The organism is Pseudomonas sp. MDT1-85, from assembly GCF_054898065.1.
In genome coordinates this window covers 4,867,434-4,890,146 of record NZ_CM142715.1, presented here as the reverse complement: position 1 = coordinate 4,890,146, position 22,713 = coordinate 4,867,434, and the positions used below count along the sequence as shown (strand labels likewise).

Sequence of the window (22,713 nt, the reverse complement as noted above, 5' to 3'; positions counted from 1 at the left end):
ACTAAATACGATCCTGTGGGAGCTGGCTTGCCTGCGATGGCGGTGGGTCAGTCAGCATCTCAGTTGCCTGATCCACCGCCATCGCAGGCAAGCCAGCTCCCACAGGGTTTTGTGGTGTTCTTGAAAAGGGGGGCGAGCGAACCCGCCCCCTATAGATCAAGCGTAGCTTTCGATCGACGGGCAGGCGCAGACCAGGTTGCGATCGCCGAAGACGTTGTCGACGCGACCGACCGGTGGCCAGTACTTGCCTTCGATCAGCGACGCAACCGGATATACCGCTTGCTCACGGCTGTACGGGTGAGTCCACTCGCCGACGAGTTCCGCGGCGGTGTGCGGTGCGTTTTTCAGCGGGTTGTCGTCCTTGTCCAGCGTGCCGTTTTCCACTGCGCGGATTTCTTCGCGGATGCGGATCATGGCGTCGCAGAAGCGGTCCAGTTCTTCCTTGGATTCGCTTTCGGTCGGCTCGATCATCAACGTGCCGGCCACCGGGAACGACATGGTCGGGGCGTGGAAGCCGAAGTCGATCAGGCGCTTGGCGACGTCATCGACACTGATGCCGCTGCTGTCTTTCAACGGACGCAGGTCGAGGATGCATTCGTGCGCCACCAGACCATTGCTGCCGGTGTACAACACTGGGTAATGCTCTTCGAGGCGACGGGAAATGTAGTTGGCATTCAGGATCGCCAGTTGCGAAGCACGCTTGAGACCCGCGCCACCCATCATTCGAATGTACATCCAAGTGATCGGCAGAATGCTCGCGCTGCCGAACGGTGCCGCGCAGACTGCGCCTTCCTTGCGTTCCATCTGGGCGTGGCCCGGCAGGAATGGGGTCAGGTGCGACTTGACGCCAATCGGGCCGACGCCCGGTCCGCCACCGCCGTGTGGAATGCAGAAGGTTTTGTGCAGGTTCAGGTGGGACACGTCGCCGCCGAACTTGCCCGGTGCGCAGAGGCCGACCATGGCGTTCATGTTGGCGCCGTCGATGTACACCTGGCCGCCGTTGTCGTGAATGATGCCGCAGATTTCGCGGATGCCTTCTTCGAACACGCCATGGGTCGACGGGTAGGTAATCATCAGCGCAGCGAGGTGTTCGCGGTGCTCGATGGCCTTGGCGCGCAGGTCTTCGATGTCGACGTTGCCGCGAGCATCGCAGGCGGTCACGACTACACGCATGCCAGCCATATTGGCGGTAGCCGGGTTGGTGCCGTGGGCAGACGACGGGATCAGGCAGATGTCGCGACGGTCTTCGCCACGGCTCTGGTGGTACGCACGAATCGCCAGCAGGCCGGCGTATTCGCCTTGCGAACCAGCGTTCGGTTGCAGGGAGATCGAGTCGTAACCAGTCGCGGCGCAGAGCATCGCTTCCAGTTCATCGGTCAGTTGCTGATAACCGGCGCTTTGCTCGGCCGGGGCGAACGGGTGCAGGGCACCGAATTCGGCCCAGGTGACCGGGATCATTTCGCTGGCGGCGTTGAGTTTCATGGTGCAGGAACCCAGCGGGATCATGGTGCGATCCAGGGCCAGGTCCTTGTCGGCGAGCTTGCGCAGGTAGCGCATCAGCTCGGTTTCCGAGTGATAGCGGTTGAACACTGGGTGGCTGAGGATCGGCGATTGGCGAACCAACGCGGCCGGGATCGTGCTTGCAACGCTTGCGGCCAATGCGGCGAAGTCTGGCAGGGTTTTGCCGTCGGCCAGCAGGGCCCACAGGGTTTCCACATCGGCTTGCGAAGTGGTTTCGTCCAGGGACAGACCCAGGCGCTCGCCATCGACCACGCGCAGGTTGATCTGCTGGGCACGCGCCTTGTCGTGCAACGCCGCCGTTTGCGCGCCGGTCTTGACCGTCAGCGTGTCGAAGAAGCTGGTTTGCTCGACGTTCAGACCGAGTGCGCTCAAGCCTTTGGCGAGGATCGCGGTCAGGTGATGAATGCGCTGGGCGATCTGCGTCAGGCCTTTCGGGCCGTGGTACACGGCGTACATGCTGGCGATGTTGGCCAGCAGAACCTGGGCGGTGCAGATGTTGCTGGTGGCTTTCTCGCGGCGGATATGTTGCTCGCGGGTCTGCATGGCCAGGCGCAGGGCCGGCTTGCCGAAACGGTCCACGGACACGCCGACCAGACGGCCCGGCATGTCACGCTTGAACGCGTCCTTGGTGGAGAAGTAGGCCGCGTGCGGACCACCGAACCCCAGCGGCACGCCGAAGCGTTGCGCGCTGCCGATGGCCACGTCGGCGCCGAACTCGCCCGGCGGGGTCAGCACGGTCAGGGCCAGCAGATCAGCCGCGACCGCGACCAGCGCATTAGCAGCGTGGAAGCGCTCGGTCAGTTCGCGGTAGTCGAACACGTCACCGTTGCTGGCCGGGTATTGCAGCAGGGCGCCGAAGAACGGCGTCACGTCAGTCAGTTCACGCTCGTCGCCGACCACTACGTCAATGCCCAACGGCTCGGCACGGGTGCGCAGCACGTCGAGGGTCTGCGGGTGGCAATGAACCGAGGCGAAGAACGCGTGGCTGCCTTTGTTCTTGCTCAGGCGTTTGCAGAAGGTCATGGCTTCGGCAGCGGCGGTGGCTTCATCGAGCAGGGAGGCGTTGGCGATCGGCAGGCCGGTCAGGTCGCTGATCAGGGTCTGGAAGTTCAGCAGCGCTTCGAGACGGCCTTGGGAAATTTCTGGTTGGTACGGGGTGTAAGCGGTGTACCAGGCCGGGTTTTCCAGCAGGTTGCGCAGGATCGGCGACGGCGTGTGAGTGCCGTAGTAACCCTGGCCGATGTAGGTCTTGAACAGTTGGTTTTTGCCGGCGATGGATTTGATCAGCGCCAAGGCATCCGCTTCGCTCAGGCCGTCTTCCAGACCGAGGACGCTGGTGCCCTTGATGCTGTCCGGGATGACGCTGGCGCTCAGGGCTTCCAGCGAATCAAAGCCCAGGCTGTTGAGCATGGCTTGCTCATCGCCGGCACGCGGGCCGATGTGGCGCGCGATGAATTCGTTGGCGGTGCTTAGGTTTACTTGAGTCATGTAGGGCGCTCCTCAGGCTTCGGCGTTGGCTTTGATCAGACGGTCGTAAGCGTCCTGATCCAGCAGTTGGCCGACAGCCGAGGCGTCGGTTGGCTGGAAGCGGAAGAACCAGCCTTCGCCCAGCGGATCTTCGTTGACCAGTTCAGGGCTGCTGTCCAGCGCCGGGTTCACTTCCTGCACTTCGCCGTCGAGTGGCATGTACACGCCGCTGGCGGCTTTTACCGATTCTACGGTGGCGGCTTCTGCGCCTTTGTCGTAGGACTGCAGCTCAGGCAGTTGTACGAAAACCACGTCGCCCAGTGCGTTCTGCGCGAAAGCGGTGATGCCGACTGTGACCGTGCCGTCAGCTTCGGTGCGCAGCCATTCGTGATCTTCAGTAAAACGCAACTCGCTCATGGAAACTCCTAAGGGGGCCAGACTCGTCTGGTGGACGCGATTGAATGCTCGGGCAATGCCCTGATTTATGAGGGCTGCTTTTTTATAGAAGCTAAGCAAAATCGCGGCCAATGTTATTTATTCTTTATAAATCAATGAGTTATTGGTTTTTATGGGGGGCTGAGAAAGGCTGGCTGTAGCGAAATCGCTACAGCGCGGACGGGAGAAAAAAGCTGAGGTGGATCAAAGCCTTGCACAGCGGTGATCAGGAGAGAGTGTAGCGATATCGTTCCACTGTAGCGCTTTCAGTACAGATGGAGGTCGTTTTGAGGAGATTTTCAGACCGCGCATAAACCTGTGGGAGCGAGCCTGCTCGCGAAGAGGGTGTATCAGTCGACATCCATAGTGAATGTCAGTCCGCCTTCGCGAGCAGGCTCGCTCCCACAGTGGTTTTGTGTCGGTAACGAGATTCGTATTTCCAGCATTACGGCTTGTTGGGTATGCCGTACTTACGCAACCGATGGGCAATCGCGGTGTGGGAGGTTTGCAGGCGGCTGGCCAGTTGGCGGGTCGAGGGGTAGCTGACGTAGAGCTTTTCCAGCAGGGTTTTCTCGAACTCTTCCATGGCCTGTTCAAGGCTGTCGACCTCGCTGTCGCTCTGGCGCGCCACGGAGGTGCCGGCGATGTCGAGGTCGCCGATGTCCACCAGGCTGCTTTCGCAAATCGCTGCGGCGCGGAAGATCACGTTCTGCAATTGCCGCACATTGCCCGGCCAGCGGTTGCCCAGCAGCGCCGGATAAGTGCCCGGCGCCAGGCGACAGACCGGGCGCTGGATCTGCGCACAGGCCTGCTGCATGAAGTAGCGCGCCAGCAGCAGAATGTCCTGGCCGCGCTCGCGCAGGGGCGGGACTTCGACATTCAGCACGTTGAGGCGATAGAACAGGTCTTCGCGGAAGGCGCCTTCGCTGACCATTTTTTCCAGATCGCGATGGGTCGCGCTGAGGATCCGCACATTGACCTTCACTTCGCGATCGCCACCGACCCTGCGGAAGCTGCCGTCGTTGAGAAAACGCAGTAATTTCGCCTGCAAGTACGGCGACATTTCACCGATCTCGTCGAGAAACACCGTGCCCTGGTTGGCCAGTTCCATCAGCCCCGGTTTGCCGCCCCGTTGCGCGCCGGTGAAGGCGCCGGGGGCATAGCCGAACAGCTCGCTTTCGGCGAGGTTTTCCGGCAATGCCGCGCAGTTCAAGGCCAGGAACGGCGAACTGTGGCGGGCGCTGATCGCGTGGCAGGCGCGGGCCACCAGTTCTTTGCCGGTGCCGGTTTCGCCCTGGATCAGCAACGGTGCATCGAGGGCCGCGACGCGTTGAGCGCGAGCCTTGAGCGTACGAATCGCCGGGGATTCGCCGAGCAGGGCATCGAAACCTTCGGCATGGTCGTGGTGCAGCGCCGAGAGGCGTTCACCGATGCGGTTCGGTTGATACAGGGTCAGCAGCGCGCCGGCGTCGGTGATCGGCGTGGCGTCCAGCAGAAGGGTCTGACCGTTGACGGTGATCTCGCGCAGCGGCAGGCGGAAGCCGTTTTCCAGTAACGCGTCGAGCAGCGCCGGGTCGGCAAACAGCTCGCTGATGCTTTCACCCGCCGGTTCGCGGCCGTACAGGGCAATCAGCGCCGGGTTGGCCAGAAGCACCTTGCCAGCACTGTCCAGAGCCAGCACCGGGTCGGTCATCGCCGCGAGCAACGCATCGAGCTGCAAGTGACGGCGCTGGCCGGGAAGGATGTCGACCACCGTCACCGCTTGCACGCCATGCACACTGAACAGCGCGTCGCGCAGCTCTTCGAGCACGGCCGGGCTCAAGGTCGGGGCGTCGATGTAGACGTTGGGCGGGACCATTTCCACCGCATCCAGATTGAGATTGCGCCCACCGAGCAGGGCCAGGACTTCCTGGGTGATTCCGACGCGGTCGATGAAACTGACGTGGATGCGCATGGGGCGGTTGGGTTCTGGAGTGCGGAGGGTGGCAAGTATGCCTTGGGGCGGGCCAATGGTGAAATCCTGCGCAGGACTTCACGTCACCAAACAACCCATGTGGGAGCGAGCCTGCTCGCGAATGCGGTCTATCAATCACCGTCCATGTAATCACCGTCCATGTTGATGGTCAGACCGTCATCGCGAGCAGGCTCGCTCCCACAGGTACAGCGTTCATCCAGGGGGAATAGGGCTATTCGAAGTTCTCGAGGTTTACCGGGTCGCCGGATTTCATATCCAACTGCTTCCGGATGTCTTCAAACATTAAATCGTAATGCTTGTGAATCGAGCCGATCTGGCTGTGTGTCTTCGGGATTCCGTACTTCTCGGCGATTTTCGTCACGTTGTTGGCGAAGTTGTAAGCCTCCTCCTTGGGCAGAAAGAAGGTCTCCGTCATGTCCTTTCCCTGCATGCTGCCGTGCATGGTGAACAGCACCCCTTTGCCTTTCTTGGGATCCTGCGTGACCTCATAGTCGAGATGCACGTTGTAGCTGACATCATCCTTGGTCAGCGCGTGGCGCTCGATGTGCAGGTGGCCTGGCTCGAACGTTGCCATTGACGTTTCTCCTTATAAATAAGTAATGCCAGATTTCGCCGTACTGATACGCGTGCCGGCCTTGCCCTGGACGATCGCTTCGATGTCCGAGAGTGAGCCGATCACCGCGGTTTTTCCAGTATGGCGGGCGAACTCGCAGGCTGCCTGGACCTTTGGTCCCATGGAACCGGCCGCGAAGCCGAGTTTTTCCATGTCATCCGGGTGGGCTTGGGCGATGGCTTTCTGGGTGGGTGTGCCGAAGTCGATGAACGCCGCGCTGACGTCGGTGGCGATCACCAATAGATCGCTTTCAAGCTGTTCGGCCAGCATGGCCGAGCACAGGTCCTTGTCGATCACGGCTTCTACGCCTTGCAGTTTGCCGCTGGCGCCGTACATCGTCGGGATGCCGCCACCGCCCGCACAAATCACGATGCTGCCTTTTTCCAGCAGCCATTTGATCGGGCGGATTTCGAAGATGCGTTTCGGTCTCGGGCTGGCCACCACGCGACGGAATTTGTCGCCATCCGGAGCAATCGCCCAGCCTTTTTCGGCAGCGAGTTTTTCCGCTTCGGCCTTGGTGTAGACCGGGCCGATGGGTTTGCTGGGGTTCTGGAACGCCGGGTCATTGGCATCGACTTCGACCTGGGTCAACAGGGTGGCGAACGGGACTTCGAAATCGAGCAAGTTGCCCAGTTCCTGTTCGATGATGTAGCCGATCATGCCTTCGGTTTCGGCACCCAGCACGTCCAGCGGGTAAGCGGAAACCTGGGTGTAGGCCGCGGCTTGCAGCGACAACAGGCCGACCTGCGGGCCATTGCCGTGAGCGATCACCAGTTGGTTGCCGGGATAAACTTTGGCGATCTGCTCGGTGGCGATCCGGATGTTGGCGCGCTGGTTGTCCGCGGTCATGGGTTCACCCCGGCGGAGCAGGGCGTTACCGCCCAGAGCAACGACGATACGCATAATGCAGTCCTTCTAAACAGAGAGGAGGTTGCAGGTAACTCGGTCTCCTGTGGGAGTGAGCCTGCTCGCGATAGCGGTGTATCAGTCAACATCCATGGTGAATGTCAGTCCGTCATCGCGAGCAGGCTCGCTCCCACAAAGAGCAAACCGAGGGAGCCGTTAGATATCCGCCAGCGCCGACACCAGGATCGCCTTGATGGTGTGCATGCGGTTTTCCGCTTGCTCGAAGGCGATGTTGGCCGGCGACTCGAAGACTTCTTCAGTCACTTCGACGCCGTTGGCCAGGTGCGGATAGCGCGCGGCGATGTCTTTGCCGACCTTGGTTTCGCTGTTGTGGAACGCCGGCAGGCAGTGCATGAATTTCACGCGCGGGTTGCCCGAGGCCTTCATCATGTCGGCGTTGACCTGGTAGGGCAGCAGTTGTTCGATGCGCTCGTCCCACGCCTCAACCGGCTCGCCCATCGACACCCAGATGTCGGTATGGATGAAGTCCACGCCCTTGACCGCTTCTTTCGGGTCTTCGGTGATGGTGATGCGCGCGCCGCTTTCCTCGGCGAAGCCTTTGCACTGATCGATGAAGTCCTGATGTGGCCACAGCGCTTTCGGTGCGGCGATGCGCACGTCCATGCCGAGTTTTGCGCCGATCATCAACAGTGAATTGCCCATGTTGTAGCGGGCATCGCCGAGGTAGGCGTAGCTGATGTCGTGCAGCGGTTTGTCGCTGTGTTCACGCATGGTCAGGGTGTCGGCGATCATTTGCGTCGGGTGGAATTCAGCGGTCAGGCCGTTGAACACCGGCACGCCGGCGAACTTCGCCAGCTCTTCGACGATTTCCTGTTCGAAGCCACGGTATTCGATGGCATCGAACATCCGCCCCAGCACACGGGCGGTGTCCTTCATGCTTTCCTTGTGGCCGATTTGCGACGACACCGGGTCAATATAAGTGACGTGCGCGCCTTGGTCATGGGCCGCGACTTCGAAGGCGCAACGGGTGCGGGTCGAGGTTTTTTCGAAGATCAGCGCGATGTTCTTGCCTTGCAGGTGTGGACGCTCGGTGCCGGTGTATTTGGCGCGTTTGAGGTCGCGGGACAGGTCCAGCAGGTAATTCAGCTCGCGAGTGGTGTGGTGCATCAAACTCAGCAGGCTGCGGTTGCGCATATTAAAAGCCATGATTGGATCTCCTTTGGTATCGGTTATCCCCCGGGCCGCGCTGGATAAGCGGCGGCCAGGGTTTGAAAGTTAATAGTCGATAGGGTCACGAATGATCGGGCAGGTCATGCAATGGCCGCCGCCACGCCCGCGACCGAGTTCACCGGCGCTGATGGTGATGACCTCCACACCGGCCTTGCGCAGCAGGGTGTTGGTGTAGGTGTTGCGGTCGTAACCGATCACCACGCCGGGTTCCATCGCCACCACGTTGTTGCCGTCATCCCATTGCTCGCGTTCGGCCGCGAAGCTATTGCCGCCGGTTTCCACCACGCGCAACGCCGGCAGGTTGAGGGCCTTGGCCACGGTGTCGAGGAAGCTGGTTTCTTCGCGGCGAATGTCGACGCCGCCCGGTTTGCTTTCATCAGGGCGCACGCTGAAGGCGACGATCTGGTTCACCACTTCCGGGAAAATGGTTACAAGGTCGCGGTCGCAGAAGCTGAACACGGTGTCCAGGTGCATCGCTGCGCGGGACTTCGGCAGGCCGGCGACGATCACCCGTTCGACCGCTTTGTTCTTGAACAGGCTGACCGCCAATTGACCAATGGCCTGGCGGGACGAGCGCTCGCCCATGCCGATCAACACCACACCGTTGCCGATCGGCATCACGTCGCCGCCCTCAAGCGTGGCGTTGCCATGGTCCTGATCCGGATCGCCGTACCAGATCTGGAAGTCGGCATTGGTGAATTGCGGGTGAAACTTGTAGATAGCGGTGGTCAGCAACGTTTCCTGACGCCGTGCCGGCCAGTACATCGGGTTCAACGTCACGCCGCCGTAGATCCAGCAGGTGGTGTCGCGGGTGAACTGGGTGTTGGGCAGCGGCGGCAGAATGAAGCTGGAGTGACCGAGAAACTCGCGGAACATCTGAATGGTCTTGCCGCCGAAGCTGTCCGGCAGGTCATCGGCGGAGACGCCGCCAATCAGGAATTCGGCAATCTTTCTCGGCTCCAGGCTACGCAGCCAGGAAGCGGTTTCATTGACCAGACCCAAACCCACCGAATTGGCGGTGATCTTGCGCTCCAGGATCCAGTCGAGGGCTTCAGGAATCGCAACGATGTCGGTCAGCAGGTTGTGCATTTCCAGCACGTCGACGTTGCGCTCGCGCATTTTGGTGACGAAGTCGAAATGGTCACGCTTGGCTTGAGCAACCCACAGCACATCGTCGAAAAGCAGTTCATCGCAGTTGTTCGGGGTCAGCCGCTGGTGGGCCAGGCCGGGGGAGCAAACCATGACTTTGCGCAGTTTGCCGGCTTCGGAATGGACGCCGTACTTAACTTTTTCGGTGGTCATTACAGTGATCCTCCAGATGACAAATGGGTCGGGTGCTACAGAGTCAGGAAGCCGTCATACAGCCCGTAAGCCGCCACCAGGGCGCCCACGACAACCGCTGCGAAAATCAGTTTCTCGACGTTGGTGAAAACCGGTTTGTTGACTTCAAGCTTGGCTTTGGCGAACAGGATCGCGCCGGGCGCATAGAGCAGGGCGGAGAGCAGCAGGTATTTGACGCCACCGGCATAGATCAACCAGACCGCGTAGATCAACGCAACGGCGCCGATGAACAGGTCTTTCCTGCGCTCGGCTATAGCGTTTTCATAACTCTCGCCGCGCACCGCCAGCAGCAGTGCATAAGCCGCCGACCACAGATACGGCACCAGAATCATCGAAGTGGCGAGGTAGATCAGCGACAGATAAGTGCTGGCCGAGAACAGCGTGATGATCAGGAACAACTGGACCATGGCGTTGGTCAGCCACAGCGCGTTGACCGGTACATGGTTGGCGTTTTCCTTGCGCAGGAAGGCCGGCATGGTGTGGTCTTTGGCTGCAGCGAACATGATCTCCGCACACAGCAACACCCACGACAGCAGCGCACCGAGCAACGAGATGATCAGGCCGACGCTGATCAGCACCGCGCCCCAATGCCCGACCACGTGTTCCAGCACCGCGGCCATCGACGGATTCTGCAGTTTTGCCAATTCCGGCTGGGTCATGATCCCCAGCGACAGCACGTTCACGAGCACCAGGAACAGCAGCACGGTGATGAAACCGATGACGGTGGCTTTACCCACGTCGCTGCGTTTTTCCGCACGGGCCGAGAAGATGCTCGCGCCTTCGATACCGATGAACACCCAGACGGTGACCAGCATCATGTTGCGCACCTGGTTCATCACGCTGCCCAGGTCAGGGGTTTTCACGCCCCAGATGTCGGCGGTGAAAATGTCCAGTTTGAACGCGAACACAGCGATCAACACGAACAGCAGCAACGGTACGACCTTGGCGACGGTGGTCACCAGGTTGATGAACGCCGCTTCCTTGATTCCGCGCAATACCAGGAAATGCACACCCCAGAGCAGCACCGACGCACCGATCACGGCCGCGACAGTATTCCCCTCTCCAAAGATGGGGAAGAAGTAGCCGAGGGTGCTGAACAAAAGTACGAAGTAACCCACGTTGCCCAGCCAAGCACTGATCCAGTAACCCCAGGCGGACGAGAAACCCATGTAGTCGCCGAAACCGGCCTTGGCGTAGGCGTAGACACCGCCGTCCAGATCAGGTTTTCGATTAGCGAGGGTCTGGAACACGAAGGCCAGGGTCAACATTCCCACCGCGGTAATTGCCCAACCGATAAGAACGGCACCGACGTCGGCACTGGCGGCCATGTTCTGCGGCAAAGAGAAGATCCCGCCACCAATCATTGAACCGACAACCAATGCAACCAGGGCGCCGAGTTTCAGTTTTCCGGGGGATTCAGACATTGCATGACTCCAGTGCAGGAGAAGAGAGAAAACAGGGTAGTTTCGTTCGCTGTTCAATCATCTGACTTGGATCAATGCATAGTCACATTCCATTGTTAATTAAAGACTTATGGGTCTTTGGCAGGCATAAGGCTAATGCCCGGAAAGCCCTGTGCAGAGGCCTCGGATAAAATTGAAAGAAATAAGGCGTATCAGTTGAAGTTTAGACGCTAGTTTGTTTTTTTGTTTTGAAAAGTATTGGTCATTGGGTTTTTCAGTGATATTGATTTATTAGGATCTACCGACAAAACCGCTATTTACGGACGGTGCTATAGCGTGATCAGTTATAAATAAAAAAAACAGAAATTTGAGTTGCACGGAATTGGTGACTGGACGGCGCAATACATTGCCTTGCGGCAGTTGCGGGAAATGGATGCGTTTCCGAGTGGGGATGTGGGGTTGATCAATTCGCTGGGGGCGCTGGAGGGTGGGGCGGTGACGGCTCGGGAGTTGTGGGTGAGGGCGGAGGCTTGGCGGCCTTATCGAGGGTATGCGGCGCAGGTGCTTTGGACATCGTTGAGCCGACCGGACTGAATACAGATCCAGCAATTGTGTTGAGTTTTTCGGCCCTATCGCGAGCAGGCTCGCTCCCACAGTTCACCGAGCCGTATTGGAGAAATGAGATCACCTGTGGGAGCGAGCCTGCTCGCGAAAGCTATCTGATGGTCACCACCATTGTGCGCGATGGGAACCCAACTCCCCGGCTGGCAGCGCCCACTGCAGCGGTGTTCCGGTGATTTTCAGCGGCACTTGCAGCCGATGGGCCGGCCCCCAGGGTGTCTGCTCAACCAGCATCCCTTGATCGTTGTCATCCTCTGCCCGCAACGGCTCATTTGTCCCCGCGTCATTTTCAATCAACAACTTCGCCGTCCGTGCCAGCGACAAGCGCGCCGATCCACAACCCCCGCTACTCAATCGCTCAGCCAATAGCTTGATCGCACTGGCCGCCATCAAATACCCGGTGGCGTGATCAAGGGCCTGCACCGGCAGCGGCGTCGGCTGGTTCGCTTTCTTCCATTGCATCCCCGCTTCAGCAATCCCGCTGCTCATCTGTACCAAACTGTCGAACCCTCGACGGTTCTGCCAGGGGCCGCTCCAACCGTAGGCGTTGAGGCACACATCAATCATACCCGGCGCCAGTTTTTGCCGCGCGGCGACACCGTACCCCAACCTTTCCAGTGCATCGGCGCGGTAGCCGTGGAGCAAGATATCGGCGTCCTTGAGCAGGCTTTCGAACATCGCGCGATCAGTCTTGTCGTGCAGATCCAGACGCGCACAGCGTTTGCCCAAAGTGACTTCCGGCACCACACCCGGTTCGTTCCAGGTTGGTGGGTCGATGCGCAAAACATCGGCGCCGAGGCCGGCGAGAAAACGGCTGGCGATGGGCCCCGCGAGCACGCGCGTGAGGTCCAGCACCTTGATCCCGGCCAGCGGTTGCGCCACCGAACCCCTCCACGGTTTGGGATTTTGGCTGTCGTCGGCGCTGAACTGAATCAACGGCTCGGCGTTCACCGCCAAACCTTGGGGATGCGCTTGCCATTGCGCCAAACTGCGCATTTCGGCCGCGCAACCACCGGCATCAACTACGACCTGTTCCAGATCGCTTTTCGCCCATTGCGCAACCTTGCTCGCCATCGCGACGCGGTCGGCACAGGCGCCGAGCACGCTTTCAGCGGCGGCACGATGATGAGGCGCGTTGGTGTGCAGGCGGATCCAGCCGTCCTTGGTCGCATAGTCACCAGCAACCGGGTCCCACAACGGTGGAACGCTCCAGCCCACGGGACGGATCGACGTCGCGAACCAGAACGACGCCAGACGGCGGTCGACTTCAAGAGTAGGCAAACGGCCGGTGTGTTGTTGCAGCAATTCACTGACGGCCTGACCGGCAGCGGCAATGCTGGCGCAGGCAAGGTCGGTGACGGCAAACGCCGAGGGCAGGGCGCCACTCGAGGTGAATGGAATTGGTGTGTGCGGCAAGCCGAGTGCGGCTTGAATGGACGTGAGTAAATCAGTCATCGAAGGCCCTCCGAAGCGAGAGCCCGAGCATAGATCAAAAATCTTCCAAGCCGGATGAAATCCCCTGTAGGAGCGAGGCTTGCCCGCGAAGAACGATAACGCGGTCTGTCTGAAAAACCGTAGCGCTTTTCGCGGGCAAGCCTCGCTCCTACAGGAGCAAACAGCTACACCCGGAACTGGTCCATCAATTTCATCTGGTGCGTCGTCAGGGAGTTGAGCTGGCTGCTGATCTGTGCCGATTCGGTGGCTTGGCCGGTGAGGGTTTCGGTGACGGTGCGGATGGCCGAGACATTGCGATTGACCTCTTCGGCCACGGCGCTTTGCTGTTCGGCGGCGCTGGCGATTTGCAGGTTCATGTCGCTGATCACCGTGACCGCGTCACTGATTTTGCTCAACGCCTGAACCGCTTGCTGGATCTGCCCGGCGTTGCTGTGGGCCTGGGTCTGGCTCGAATGCATGGTGGCGACCACGCCGCGGGTGCCGGTCTGGATGCGTTCGATGACGATGCGGATTTCTTCCACCGAATCCTGAGTCCGTTTGGCCAGGTTGCGCACTTCATCGGCCACCACCGCAAAACCGCGACCGCTCTCACCAGCACGCGCCGCTTCAATTGCCGCGTTGAGCGCCAGCAGGTTGGTCTGCTCGGCGATGCTGCGGATGACTTCCAGTACCGAACCGATCTGCTCGCTGTTGACCGCCAGCGCTTCGACTTCGGTCACGGCCTTGCTGACTTCTTCGGCCAGCTGATTGATGTCACGGGTGCTGCGCTCGATGATCGACATGCCATCGCGAGCCGACTGGTCGGCACCTTTGGCGGCATTGGCCGCGTTCGACGCACTGTTGGCGACGTCGTGAGCGGTGGCGCTCATTTCGTTGGAAGCGGTGGCGACCTGGTCGATTTCGCGGAACTGCACTTGCATGCCTTCGCTGGTCTGACGGGCAATTTCCGAGGACTGGTCGGCGGTGCCACGGGCATCGGTGATGCTTTGCTTGATCTGCGCGATGGTCGGTTGCAGCTTGTCGAGAAAGCGGTTGAACCAGCTGACCAGTTCGCCCAGTTCATCGTTCTTGCTGTAGTGCAGGCGTTGGGTCAGGTCACCGTCGCCACTGGCAATCGCCTTGAGCATTTCGGCCACGCTGTTGATCGGCCGGGTCACGCCGGACGCGGTGAGCCAGATCAGCAACAGACCGAACAGGCCGGCAGCGACAGCCACCAGCATCGCTTTGATCGTGCCACTTTGCTGGGCATCGTCGAGCACCGTTTGCAGCTTCACCGAATCGGCCAGCAGCACGTGTTTCGGCAGGTCGATCACCACACCCCAGGCTTTGGAATCGCTGATCGGGCTGACCGGATAAACCGCACGGATCAGGTCGCCCTGTTCGAGGATTTTTGGCGTGCCGGCGCTGAGCAGTTGCAGGATGTCCTTGCCGTCTGCGCCCAGGGTTTCGCCGATGCTTTCGCCGACCTTGCTCGCGTCGACACTGTAGCCGGCCAGTACGCCGCTGCCGGAGACGATCAGCATGTGCCCGGCGCTGTTGAACAGGTCACGTTGGGAATCGACCGCGGCGGCTTGCAGGGCGTCGAGCGCGATGTCCACACCGACCACGCCGATGGATTTTCCGTCCACCAGCAGCGGTACGGAAATGGTGGTCATCAGCATTTCTTTGCCGCCGACGGTATCGGCATACGGATCCAGCAGGCAGGTGCGTTTGCTGTCGCGGGGGCAGGTGTACCAGCTGTTGTAAGGCGTACCGCTGAGGCTCAGGGTGGTTTTGGTCATGTCGTCTTCGACCATGATCGTGTTCATCCCGGCACCGCCGGCACGGCTCCAGTAACTGGCGAAACGCCCGGCTTCGTTGGACTGGCGAGCCGCATCATTGGCGAACTCACTGTCCTTGCCGTCAAGCCCGTTGGGCTCGAACGCCAGCCAGATCCCCAGCACCTTGCTGTTGCGCTCGAAGGCGGTTTTCAGGCTCTGGTTCAACTCTTCACGCAGGGCACCGGCCTCAAGGGAGCGTTTGCTGGCCATGGCCCGCATGTCCTTGATCTGATCGGCCAGGGCGGTCACCACCAGCAGGCTTTCGCCAAACGTCTTCTGTACCCGCACCGCTTGCTCGGCGGCCTTGGCCTGGAGCAGGTTTTGCACGCTGGCAGTGAGCATTTTGCTGCTGGAGGCGCTGACCAGTTCATCGTTCCGGTTGGTCTGGTAGATGTTCATGCCGACGATCAAAGCGACCACGCCAAGCAGGCACAGACCGGACAGCAAAACGATTTTCAGGCGGATGGAGAGAGAGTCGAACATAGAGCGATCTCGTGAATGGATGAGATGTTGGCTGTGAGCCGAAGTCGACCCGAGTCGCCAAATCCATTCAGCGCCAATGCGCATCGGCGTGGGCACGGGTTGCATGAATGCAAGCCGACGAACGGCAGCAGGTAAACGTTTGCGCAGGAAAATGCCCTGAAAAGGACAAGAATTCAGGAGATTTTCGGCAACGATTCCGGTCGCGATCAGCAGTTGACTCACGGCAGAACCTGATCCATTTCGAGCAAATGTAATGCTTGTCATCCGCCCGAAGGGTCAAGTGCTGATTTGTGACGCTTTACCCGCGCCCCAGCAGATAGGTCGCGTAATCCGGGATGCGGTGCTCGTGAGCCTGATCCATCAACGGGCTGCTGAGCAGGTAATCGGCGCTGCACTCGTTGCAGGCCACCGGGATGTTCCACACCGCCGCGACCCGCAGCAGCGCCTTGATGTCCGGGTCGTGGGGTTGCGGTTCGAACGGGTCCCAGAAAAACACCAGCAGATCGACCCGCTGCTCGGCGATTTGCGCGCCCAGTTGCTGATCGCCGCCCAGCGGACCGCTGATCATGCTTTCCACCGGCAGGTCGAGACGTTGTTGCAACAACAACCCCGTCGTGCCGGTGGCGACCAGTTCATGTTGCGCGAGTTTGTCTTTCTGCCGCTCGGCCCAATCCAGCAAAAATACTTTGCAGTGGTCGTGGGCAACCAGGGCGATACGCTTGCGCGCTGCCAGGGTTTTTTGCGTAAAGCTGATACCGATCATCGCTTGCTTCTCCAGACGAGAATGCGCCTGCGACGACGCATTTTTCGGCGTTTCACATACCGGTAGGAGCTGCCGAAGGCTGCGATCTTTTGACCTTGGCGGCTGTGAGGCCGACAAAAAATCAGGATCAAAAGATCGCAGCCTTCGGCAGCTCCTACAGGGGCCGCGTCGACACAGCTGTTTATTCTGCGTTGCAGAGCGCCAGGCAGTTATCGAGCATGCGGTTGGAGAAGCCCCATTCGTTGTCGTACCAGGCCAGCACTTTGAGCAGCTTGCCGCTGGACTTGGTGTGGTTGGCGTCGAAGATCGAGGACAGCGGGTTGTGGTTGAAGTCGCTGGAAACCAGCGGCAGGGTGTTGTAACCGAGAATCTTCGAGTGCTGGCTGGCTTGTTTGAGCATCGCGTTGACTTCATCGGCCGACGCTTCACGCTTGAGCTGCACGGTCAGGTCCACCAGCGACACGTTGATCACTGGAACACGCACCGCCATGCCGGTCAGCTTGCCCGCCAGTTCCGGCAGCACCAGGCCCACCGCTTCAGCGGCGCCGGTCTTGCTCGGGATCATGTTCTGGGTGGCGGAACGGGCGCGGTATGGGTCGGTGTGATAGACGTCGGTCAGGTTCTGATCGTTGGTGTAGGCATGAATGGTGGTCATCAGACCGCTTTCGATGCCCAGCTCGCGGTGCAGCACCTGGGCCACCGGGGCCAGGCAGTTGGTGGTGCACGAGGCGTTGGAAATGATCTGGTGCGATTGGCGCAGAATGTCGTGGTTAACCCCATAAACCACGGTGGCGTCGGCGCCTTTGGCCGGGGCCGAGATAATCACTTTGCGCGCGCCGGCCGTAATATGTGCGGCGGCTTTGGCACGGTCGGTGAACAGACCGGTGCATTCGAACACGACGTCTACCTTTTCCGCAGCCCAAGGCAGTTCGGCCGGGTTGCGAATGGCGCTGACCGAAATACGGTCGCCGTTGACGGTCAGGCTTTCCTGATCGTGCTGGACATCGGCATCGAATGTACCGTGGACGGTGTCGTACTTGAGCAGGTGAGCATTCATCGAGCTGTCGCCCAGATCGTTGATCGCTACGATCTGCAGATCCTGACGATAACCTTGGGTATACAGTGCGCGCAGGACATTACGGCCGATACGGCCAAAACCATTGATTGCGATTCGAAGAGTCATTTACAGCGCCGCCGTCGTTTTGTTGTTGGAATTACAAGATTATTCGCAAAAAAATAGAAAACAAGCCTTTTTAGTGGCAATATTTTGTTTTATCTACAACTAGTGACCTGAATCAACTGGTCCGAATGATCAAAAAAACCGTCTGTCATCCCAATCACAGCGGTGCTTGATCAGCATAGACAATCAGGTCGCCACATCCGTTAGCCTGGAGTTCTACACATGCATCCCCGCGTCCTTGAGGTCACCGAACGGCTTATCGCCCGCAGCCGCACCACGCGTGAGGCTTACCTTGCATTGATCCGCGGCGCCGCCAGCGACGGCCCGATGCGCGGCAAGCTGCAATGCGCCAACTTCGCCCATGGCGTGGCCGGGTGTGGCAGCGACGACAAGCACAGCCTGCGGATGATGAACTCCGCCAACATCGCCATAGTTTCGTCATATAACGACATGCTCTCGGCGCACCAGCCGTACGAAGTCTTCCCGGAACAGATCAAAAAAGCCTTGCGCGAAATCGGCTCCGTCGGCCAGTTCGCCGGCGGCACCCCCGCGATGTGCGATGGCGTGACCCAGGGCGAGCCGGGCATGGAACTGAGCCTGCCGAGCCGCGAAGTGATCGCGCTGTCCACCGCTGTGGCGCTGTCCCACAACATGTTCGACGGCGCGCTGATGCTCGGCATCTGCGACAAGATCGTGCCGGGCCTGATGATGGGCGCGTTGCGGTTCGGTCATCTGCCGACGATTTTCGTGCCGGGCGGGCCGATGGTGTCGGGCATTTCCAACAAGCAGAAAGCCGATGTGCGTCAGCGCTACGCCGAAGGCAAGGCGACGCGCGAAGAGCTGCTGGAATCGGAGATGAAGTCCTATCACAGCCCTGGCACCTGCACTTTCTACGGCACCGCCAACACCAACCAGTTGCTGATGGAAGTCATGGGCCTGCACTTGCCGGGCGCCTCTTTCGTCAACCCGAACACGCCGTTGCGCGATGCGCTGACCCGCGAAGCGGCGCACCAGGTCACCCGCCTGACCAAGCAGAACGGCGACTTCATGCCGATCGGCGAAATCGTCGACGAGCGTTCGCTGGTCAACTCCATCGTGGCCCTGCACGCCACGGGCGGTTCGACCAACCACACCCTGCACATGCCGGCCATCGCCATGGCTGCGGGCATTCAGTTGACCTGGCAGGACATGGCCGACCTCTCCGAGGTGGTGCCGACCCTGAGCCACGTGTACCCGAACGGCAAAGCCGACATCAACCACTTCCAGGCAGCAGGCGGCATGTCGTTCCTGATCCGCGAACTGCTGGAAGCCGGCCTGCTTCATGAAAACGTCAACACCGTGCTTGGCCACGGCCTGAGCCGCTACACCAAGGAACCGTTCCTCGATAACGGCGAACTGGTCTGGCGCGAAGGCCCGATCGAAAGCCTCGACGAAACCATCCTGCGTCCGGTCGCTCGCGCATTCTCGCCAGAGGGTGGCTTGCGGGTGATGGAAGGCAACCTCGGCCGTGGCGTGATGAAGGTCTCGGCGGTCGCGCTGGAAAATCAGGTCGTCGAAGCACCGGCCATGGTATTCCAGGATCAGCAGGATTTGGCCGATGCATTCAAGGCCGGTCTGCTGGAGAAGGATTTTGTCGCCGTGATGCGCTTCCAGGGCCCGCGCTCCAATGGCATGCCGGAACTGCACAAGATGACGCCATTCCTCGGCGTGCTGCAGGATCGCGGTTTCAAAGTCGCGTTGGTAACTGACGGACGCATGTCCGGCGCGTCGGGGAAAATTCCGGCGGCGATCCACGTCAGCCCGGAAGCTTATGTGGGCGGCGCTTTGGCGCGAGTGCAAGAGGGCGATATCATCCGCGTCGATGGCGTCAAAGGCACTCTGGAGCTTAAGGTGGACGCCGAAGAATTCGCAGCGCGCGAACCTGCCAAGGGTCTGTTGGGCAACAACATTGGCAGCGGTCGCGAACTGTTTGGTTTCATGCGCATGGCCTTCAGCTCCGCAGAGCAAGGCGCCAGCGCCTTTACTTCTGCCCTGGAGACGCTTAATTGAAACTGGCTCTGGTCGGTGACATCGGTGGCACCAACGCACGTTTCGCGTTGTGGAAAAACCAGCAACTGGAATCGGTCCAGGTGCTGGCGACGGCAGACCACGCCAGCCCGGAGGAGGCCATTGCGGTCTACCTGAGCGGGCTCGGTCTGGCGTCGGGTTCGATCGGTTCGGTGTGCCTGTCGGTGGCAGGCCCCGTGAGCGGCGATGAATTCAAGTTCACCAACAATCACTGGCGGCTCAGTCGCAAGGGTTTCTGCAAGACTTTGCAGGTGGATCAACTGCTGCTGGTCAACGATTTTTCGGCGATGGCCCTGGGCATGACCCGTTTGCAACCGGGCGAGTTTCGGGTGGTCTGCGAAGGCACGCCGGAACCGTTGCGGCCGGCGGTGGTGATCGGCCCGGGCACTGGTCTGGGCGTGGGCACGTTGCTCGATCTGGGCGAGGGCCGTTTTGCCCCGCTGCCTGGGGAGGGCGGTCACGTCGATTTGCCGCTGAGCAGCCCGCGAGAAACCCAACTGTGGCAACACATCTTCAATGAGATCGGCCATGTCAGCGCTGAAACAGCCTTGAGCGGCAGCGGCTTGCCTCGGGTTTATCGGGCGATTTGTGCGGTGGACGGTCATGAACCCGTGCTGAATTCCCCCGAGTCGATTACCGCTGCCGGTCTGGCCGGCGATCCGATTGCCCTGGAAGTACTTGAGCAGTTCTGCTGCTGGCTGGGGCGTGTGGCCGGCAACAACGTGCTGACCACGGGCGGACGCGGTGGCGTGTACATCGTGGGCGGGGTGATTCCACGGTTTGCCGATTTCTTCATCAAAAGCGGTTTCGCCCGTTGCTTCGCCGACAAAGGCTGCATGAGTGATTACTTCAAAGGCATTCCGGTGTGGCTGGTGACGGCGCCGTATTCCGGCCTGGTTGGCGCGGGTGTGGCACTCGACCAATCCAACCCCGCCTGAAATGCGACCCTGTGGGAGCGAGCCTGCTCGCGATGGCGGTCTGTCAGTCAACCAATGTGTTGAATGTAAAACTGCTATCGCGAGCAGGCTCGCTCCCACAGTGGTTTTTCCACAGTTGCTTCTGCGGTGTTTGTAGATTTCGTGCTTAAGGCATAATCCACCCAATTCAAACAATAAGGACGCCGCCCCGTGAGCTCAGTCAACAAGTCGATTTTGTTGGTCGATGACGATCAAGAGATACGCGAGTTGCTGGACACCTACCTGACCCGCGCCGGTTTCCAGGTCCGCACCACGCCTGATGGTGCAGGGTTTCGTCAGGCCTTGAACGAGGCACCGAGCGATCTGGTGATTCTCGACGTGATGCTACCGGACGAAGACGGTTTCAGCCTCTGCCGCTGGATCCGCCAGCACCCGCGTCAGGCCCATGTGCCGATCATCATGCTCACCGCCAGTTCCGACGAGGCCGACCGCGTCATCGGCCTGGAATTGGGCGCCGACGATTACCTCGGCAAACCCTTCAGCCCGCGTGAATTGCAGGCGCGCATCAAAGCCTTGTTGCGCCGCGCGCAGTTCGGTCAGGAGCGTTCTGGCAGCGAAGTGCTGGCCTTCGATGATTGGCGGCTGGACATGGTCAGCCATCGACTGTTCCACATCGACGGCGAGGAAGTGATTCTCTCGGGCGCCGATTTCGCGCTGCTGAAACTGTTCCTCGATCACCCCCAGGAAATCCTCGACCGCGACACTATCGGCAACGCCACCCGTGGCCGTGACCTGATGCCGCTGGATCGCATCGTCGACATGGCGGTCAGCCGTTTGCGCCAGCGCCTGCGCGACACCGAAAAACCGCCACGGCTGATCCGTACCGTGCGAGGCAGTGGCTACCAACTGGCAGCCAACGTGGTTGCCAGTAATGGTCACTGAGTTCCTGCGCAAGCTCGCCGGGCGGGTGCCGGTGCCGCGCTCGCTGCTCGGGCGCATGTTGTTGCTGACCCTGCTGGCGGTGTTGTTCGCCCAGGCGCTGTCGAGCGTGATCTGGGTCTCGCAATTGCGCGCCACGCAGCTTGAAGGCCTGGTCACCAGCGCTCGCAGCCTGGCTCATTCGATGACGGCCAGCGTCAGTTATTTCCGCTCGTTACCGGTGGCATTTCGACCGCTGGTACTCGATCAATTGCGCAGCATGGGTGGCACCCGATTCGTGGTGACGCTCAACGATAAACCGCTGGGCATGGAAGTGCTGCCGATCACCCCGCGCAAGGAAGCGGTGCTCAAAGCGGTGGACGAAGTGTTGCGCCAGTCGCTGGGCCAGGACATCGACATCTCGGTGACGTTCGTCAGCCCCGAAGACCTGCGGATTTTCAACGGCGGCTTGAAGCTCGATGAATTGCCGCGCTCCTGGGCGCATTACGCCTTGACCCTGGAACCGGTGAACCCGCCGGTGCTGGTCACGCAAATCCAGATGGCGCCGGGAGAATGGCTGTACATCGCCTCCCTGTTGCCCGAGCCCTACACCAGTCTTGAAGAACAAGGCCTGCCGGCGCAGCAGGTCTGGTTTATCGTGCTCACCAGCGGTTTTTTGCTGCTGTTCATCGGCCTGCTGGTGCACTGGCAGAGCCGGCCGCTCAAGCAATTGGCGCGGGCGGCTCGGGACATGTCTCTGGGTGCCGAAGTCGAACCGGTGGCCGAGGGCGGCGGCAGTGAAGTGGTGGAAGTGGGCCGCGCCTTCAATGCGATGCGCGAACGTATCAGCCGTTACCTGACCGAACGCAGCCAATTGTTCAGCGCGATCTCCCATGACTTGCGCACGCCGATTACCCGGTTGCGATTGCGGGTGGAATTGCTTGAAGACGAAAAGCTGCAAGCCAAATTCGGTCGCGATCTGGATGAGCTGGAGTTGTTGGTCAAGGGCGCATTGCAATGCGTGAAAGACACCGACATCCACGAAAACATCGAGCCGGTGGACCTCAATCATGTGCTCGACTGCCTGGTGGAACCGTATCTGGCGCCCAACGGCAATGGTCGCGTGACTCAATATGGCCGGGCGCTGGCGCCGTATCCCGGTAAGCCATTGGCGCTCAAGCGTTGCATCGGCAACCTGATCGACAACGCCTTGAAGTATGGGCAGAACGCGCATCTGCACATCGATGACGACGAAAGCGCGTTTGTCCTGCATGTCGACGATGAAGGGCCAGGCGTGCCGGAGCAGCGGTTGGAGCAGGTGTTCGAGCCGCACTTCCGCTTGGCCGGGCAGCAGCAGGGTTATGGTTTGGGGCTGGGGATTGCACGCAATATTGCCCATAGCCATGGCGGTGAAGTCAGCCTGCAAAACCTGCGTGAAGGCGGGTTGCGGGTGACATTGCAGTTGCCGCGCAGTATTGATTAGCGGGACCGCGTCGTTCATCGCGAGCAGGCTCGCTCCCACAGGGGGTCTGAGTCGTACACAAATCCACTGTGGGAGCGAGCCTGCTCGCGATGGCGTCAGAAGACTCAACACATCTCCCAAGGTAAATGTCACAAACCAGTGACATAACTCGCCC

Annotated in this window: 15 protein-coding genes and 3 pseudogenes; 5 read left to right on the top strand and 13 right to left on the bottom strand. The window is 60.2% G+C overall.

Annotated features, from left to right (window positions below; all coding sequences use genetic code 11):
* Positions 1 to 156: 156 nt before the first annotated feature.
* From gcvP to arcD, 8 genes are all read right to left on the bottom strand, one after another.
* Entirely contained in the window at positions 157 to 3,009 is a 2,853-nt protein-coding gene (gene gcvP / locus ACYZT2_RS22015; protein ID WP_461967313.1) for an aminomethyl-transferring glycine dehydrogenase, read from the bottom strand.
* A 12-nt stretch (positions 3,010 to 3,021) separates the two neighbouring features.
* Positions 3,022 to 3,405, bottom strand: coding sequence for a glycine cleavage system protein GcvH (gene gcvH, locus ACYZT2_RS22010; protein ID WP_461967311.1), 384 nt, complete (start codon positions 3,403 to 3,405; stop codon positions 3,022 to 3,024).
* A 463-nt stretch (positions 3,406 to 3,868) separates the two neighbouring features.
* On the bottom strand, positions 3,869 to 5,377 hold the full coding sequence (locus tag ACYZT2_RS22005) for a sigma-54-dependent transcriptional regulator (protein ID WP_461967309.1): 1,509 nt from the start codon (positions 5,375 to 5,377) through the stop codon (positions 3,869 to 3,871).
* A 232-nt stretch (positions 5,378 to 5,609) separates the two neighbouring features.
* Positions 5,610 to 5,972 carry a DUF5064 family protein gene (locus tag ACYZT2_RS22000; RefSeq protein WP_461967307.1) on the bottom strand — a complete coding sequence of 121 codons (363 nt, stop codon included), beginning with the start codon at positions 5,970 to 5,972 and terminating at the stop codon, positions 5,610 to 5,612.
* A gap of 12 nt (positions 5,973 to 5,984) precedes the next feature.
* On the bottom strand, positions 5,985 to 6,914 hold the full coding sequence (arcC, locus tag ACYZT2_RS21995; RefSeq protein WP_461967305.1) for a carbamate kinase: 930 nt from the start codon (positions 6,912 to 6,914) through the stop codon (positions 5,985 to 5,987).
* Positions 6,915 to 7,073: 159 nt separating this feature from the next.
* The gene (locus tag ACYZT2_RS21990) at positions 7,074 to 8,084 is read right to left on the bottom strand and encodes an ornithine carbamoyltransferase (RefSeq protein ID WP_461967303.1); all 1,011 of its coding nucleotides are present in this window, start codon (positions 8,082 to 8,084) and stop codon (positions 7,074 to 7,076) included.
* 69 nt (positions 8,085 to 8,153) lie between these two features.
* Positions 8,154 to 9,410 (bottom strand): arginine deiminase, encoded by a 1,257-nt coding sequence (gene arcA / locus ACYZT2_RS21985; protein WP_461967301.1) that lies wholly within the window; start codon positions 9,408 to 9,410, stop codon positions 8,154 to 8,156.
* Between the two features lie 35 nt (positions 9,411 to 9,445).
* A complete protein-coding gene (gene arcD, locus ACYZT2_RS21980; protein ID WP_461967299.1) occupies positions 9,446 to 10,873 on the bottom strand; it encodes an arginine-ornithine antiporter in 1,428 nt (475 codons plus the stop codon).
* Positions 10,874 to 11,224: 351 nt separating this feature from the next.
* Here arcD and ACYZT2_RS21975 point away from each other — a divergent pair.
* Positions 11,225 to 11,446: pseudogene (locus tag ACYZT2_RS21975) on the top strand (DNA-3-methyladenine glycosylase 2 family protein); the annotation flags it as partial.
* Positions 11,447 to 11,578: 132 nt separating this feature from the next.
* Here ACYZT2_RS21975 and ACYZT2_RS21970 read toward each other — a convergent pair.
* From ACYZT2_RS21970 to gap, 5 genes and pseudogenes are all read right to left on the bottom strand, one after another.
* Complete coding sequence (locus ACYZT2_RS21970; RefSeq protein WP_461967296.1) at positions 11,579 to 12,928, bottom strand: CoA transferase; 1,350 nt, start codon at positions 12,926 to 12,928, stop codon at positions 11,579 to 11,581.
* 164 nt (positions 12,929 to 13,092) lie between these two features.
* Positions 13,093 to 13,623: pseudogene (locus tag ACYZT2_RS21965) on the bottom strand (methyl-accepting chemotaxis protein); the annotation flags it as partial.
* A gap of 375 nt (positions 13,624 to 13,998) precedes the next feature.
* Positions 13,999 to 14,958 (bottom strand): annotated as a pseudogene (locus ACYZT2_RS21960) (methyl-accepting chemotaxis protein); the annotation flags it as partial.
* 571 nt (positions 14,959 to 15,529) lie between these two features.
* Positions 15,530 to 15,994, bottom strand: a complete 465-nt coding sequence (locus ACYZT2_RS21955; protein WP_461967294.1) for a methylglyoxal synthase — start codon at positions 15,992 to 15,994, stop codon at positions 15,530 to 15,532.
* 181 nt (positions 15,995 to 16,175) lie between these two features.
* Positions 16,176 to 17,177 carry a type I glyceraldehyde-3-phosphate dehydrogenase gene (gene gap, locus ACYZT2_RS21950; protein WP_008013978.1) on the bottom strand — a complete coding sequence of 334 codons (1,002 nt, stop codon included), beginning with the start codon at positions 17,175 to 17,177 and terminating at the stop codon, positions 16,176 to 16,178.
* A gap of 219 nt (positions 17,178 to 17,396) precedes the next feature.
* Here gap and edd point away from each other — a divergent pair, with 219 nt between their 5' ends.
* The 4 genes from edd (at position 17,397) to ACYZT2_RS21930 (ending at position 22,559) form a co-directional block, all read left to right on the top strand.
* Entirely contained in the window at positions 17,397 to 19,223 is a 1,827-nt protein-coding gene (gene edd / locus ACYZT2_RS21945; RefSeq protein ID WP_461967292.1) for a phosphogluconate dehydratase, read from the top strand.
* Positions 19,220 to 20,179: a glucokinase gene (locus ACYZT2_RS21940; RefSeq protein WP_461967290.1), complete on the top strand. Its 960-nt coding sequence runs from the start codon at positions 19,220 to 19,222 to the stop codon at positions 20,177 to 20,179. Before edd ends, ACYZT2_RS21940 begins: the two co-directional genes overlap by 4 nt.
* Positions 20,180 to 20,368: 189 nt before the next feature.
* Positions 20,369 to 21,100 carry a response regulator gene (locus tag ACYZT2_RS21935; protein ID WP_008006907.1) on the top strand — a complete coding sequence of 244 codons (732 nt, stop codon included), beginning with the start codon at positions 20,369 to 20,371 and terminating at the stop codon, positions 21,098 to 21,100.
* Positions 21,090 to 22,559 carry an ATP-binding protein gene (locus ACYZT2_RS21930; RefSeq protein WP_461967287.1) on the top strand — a complete coding sequence of 490 codons (1,470 nt, stop codon included), beginning with the start codon at positions 21,090 to 21,092 and terminating at the stop codon, positions 22,557 to 22,559. Before ACYZT2_RS21935 ends, ACYZT2_RS21930 begins: the two co-directional genes overlap by 11 nt.
* Positions 22,560 to 22,713: the final 154 nt, after the last annotated feature.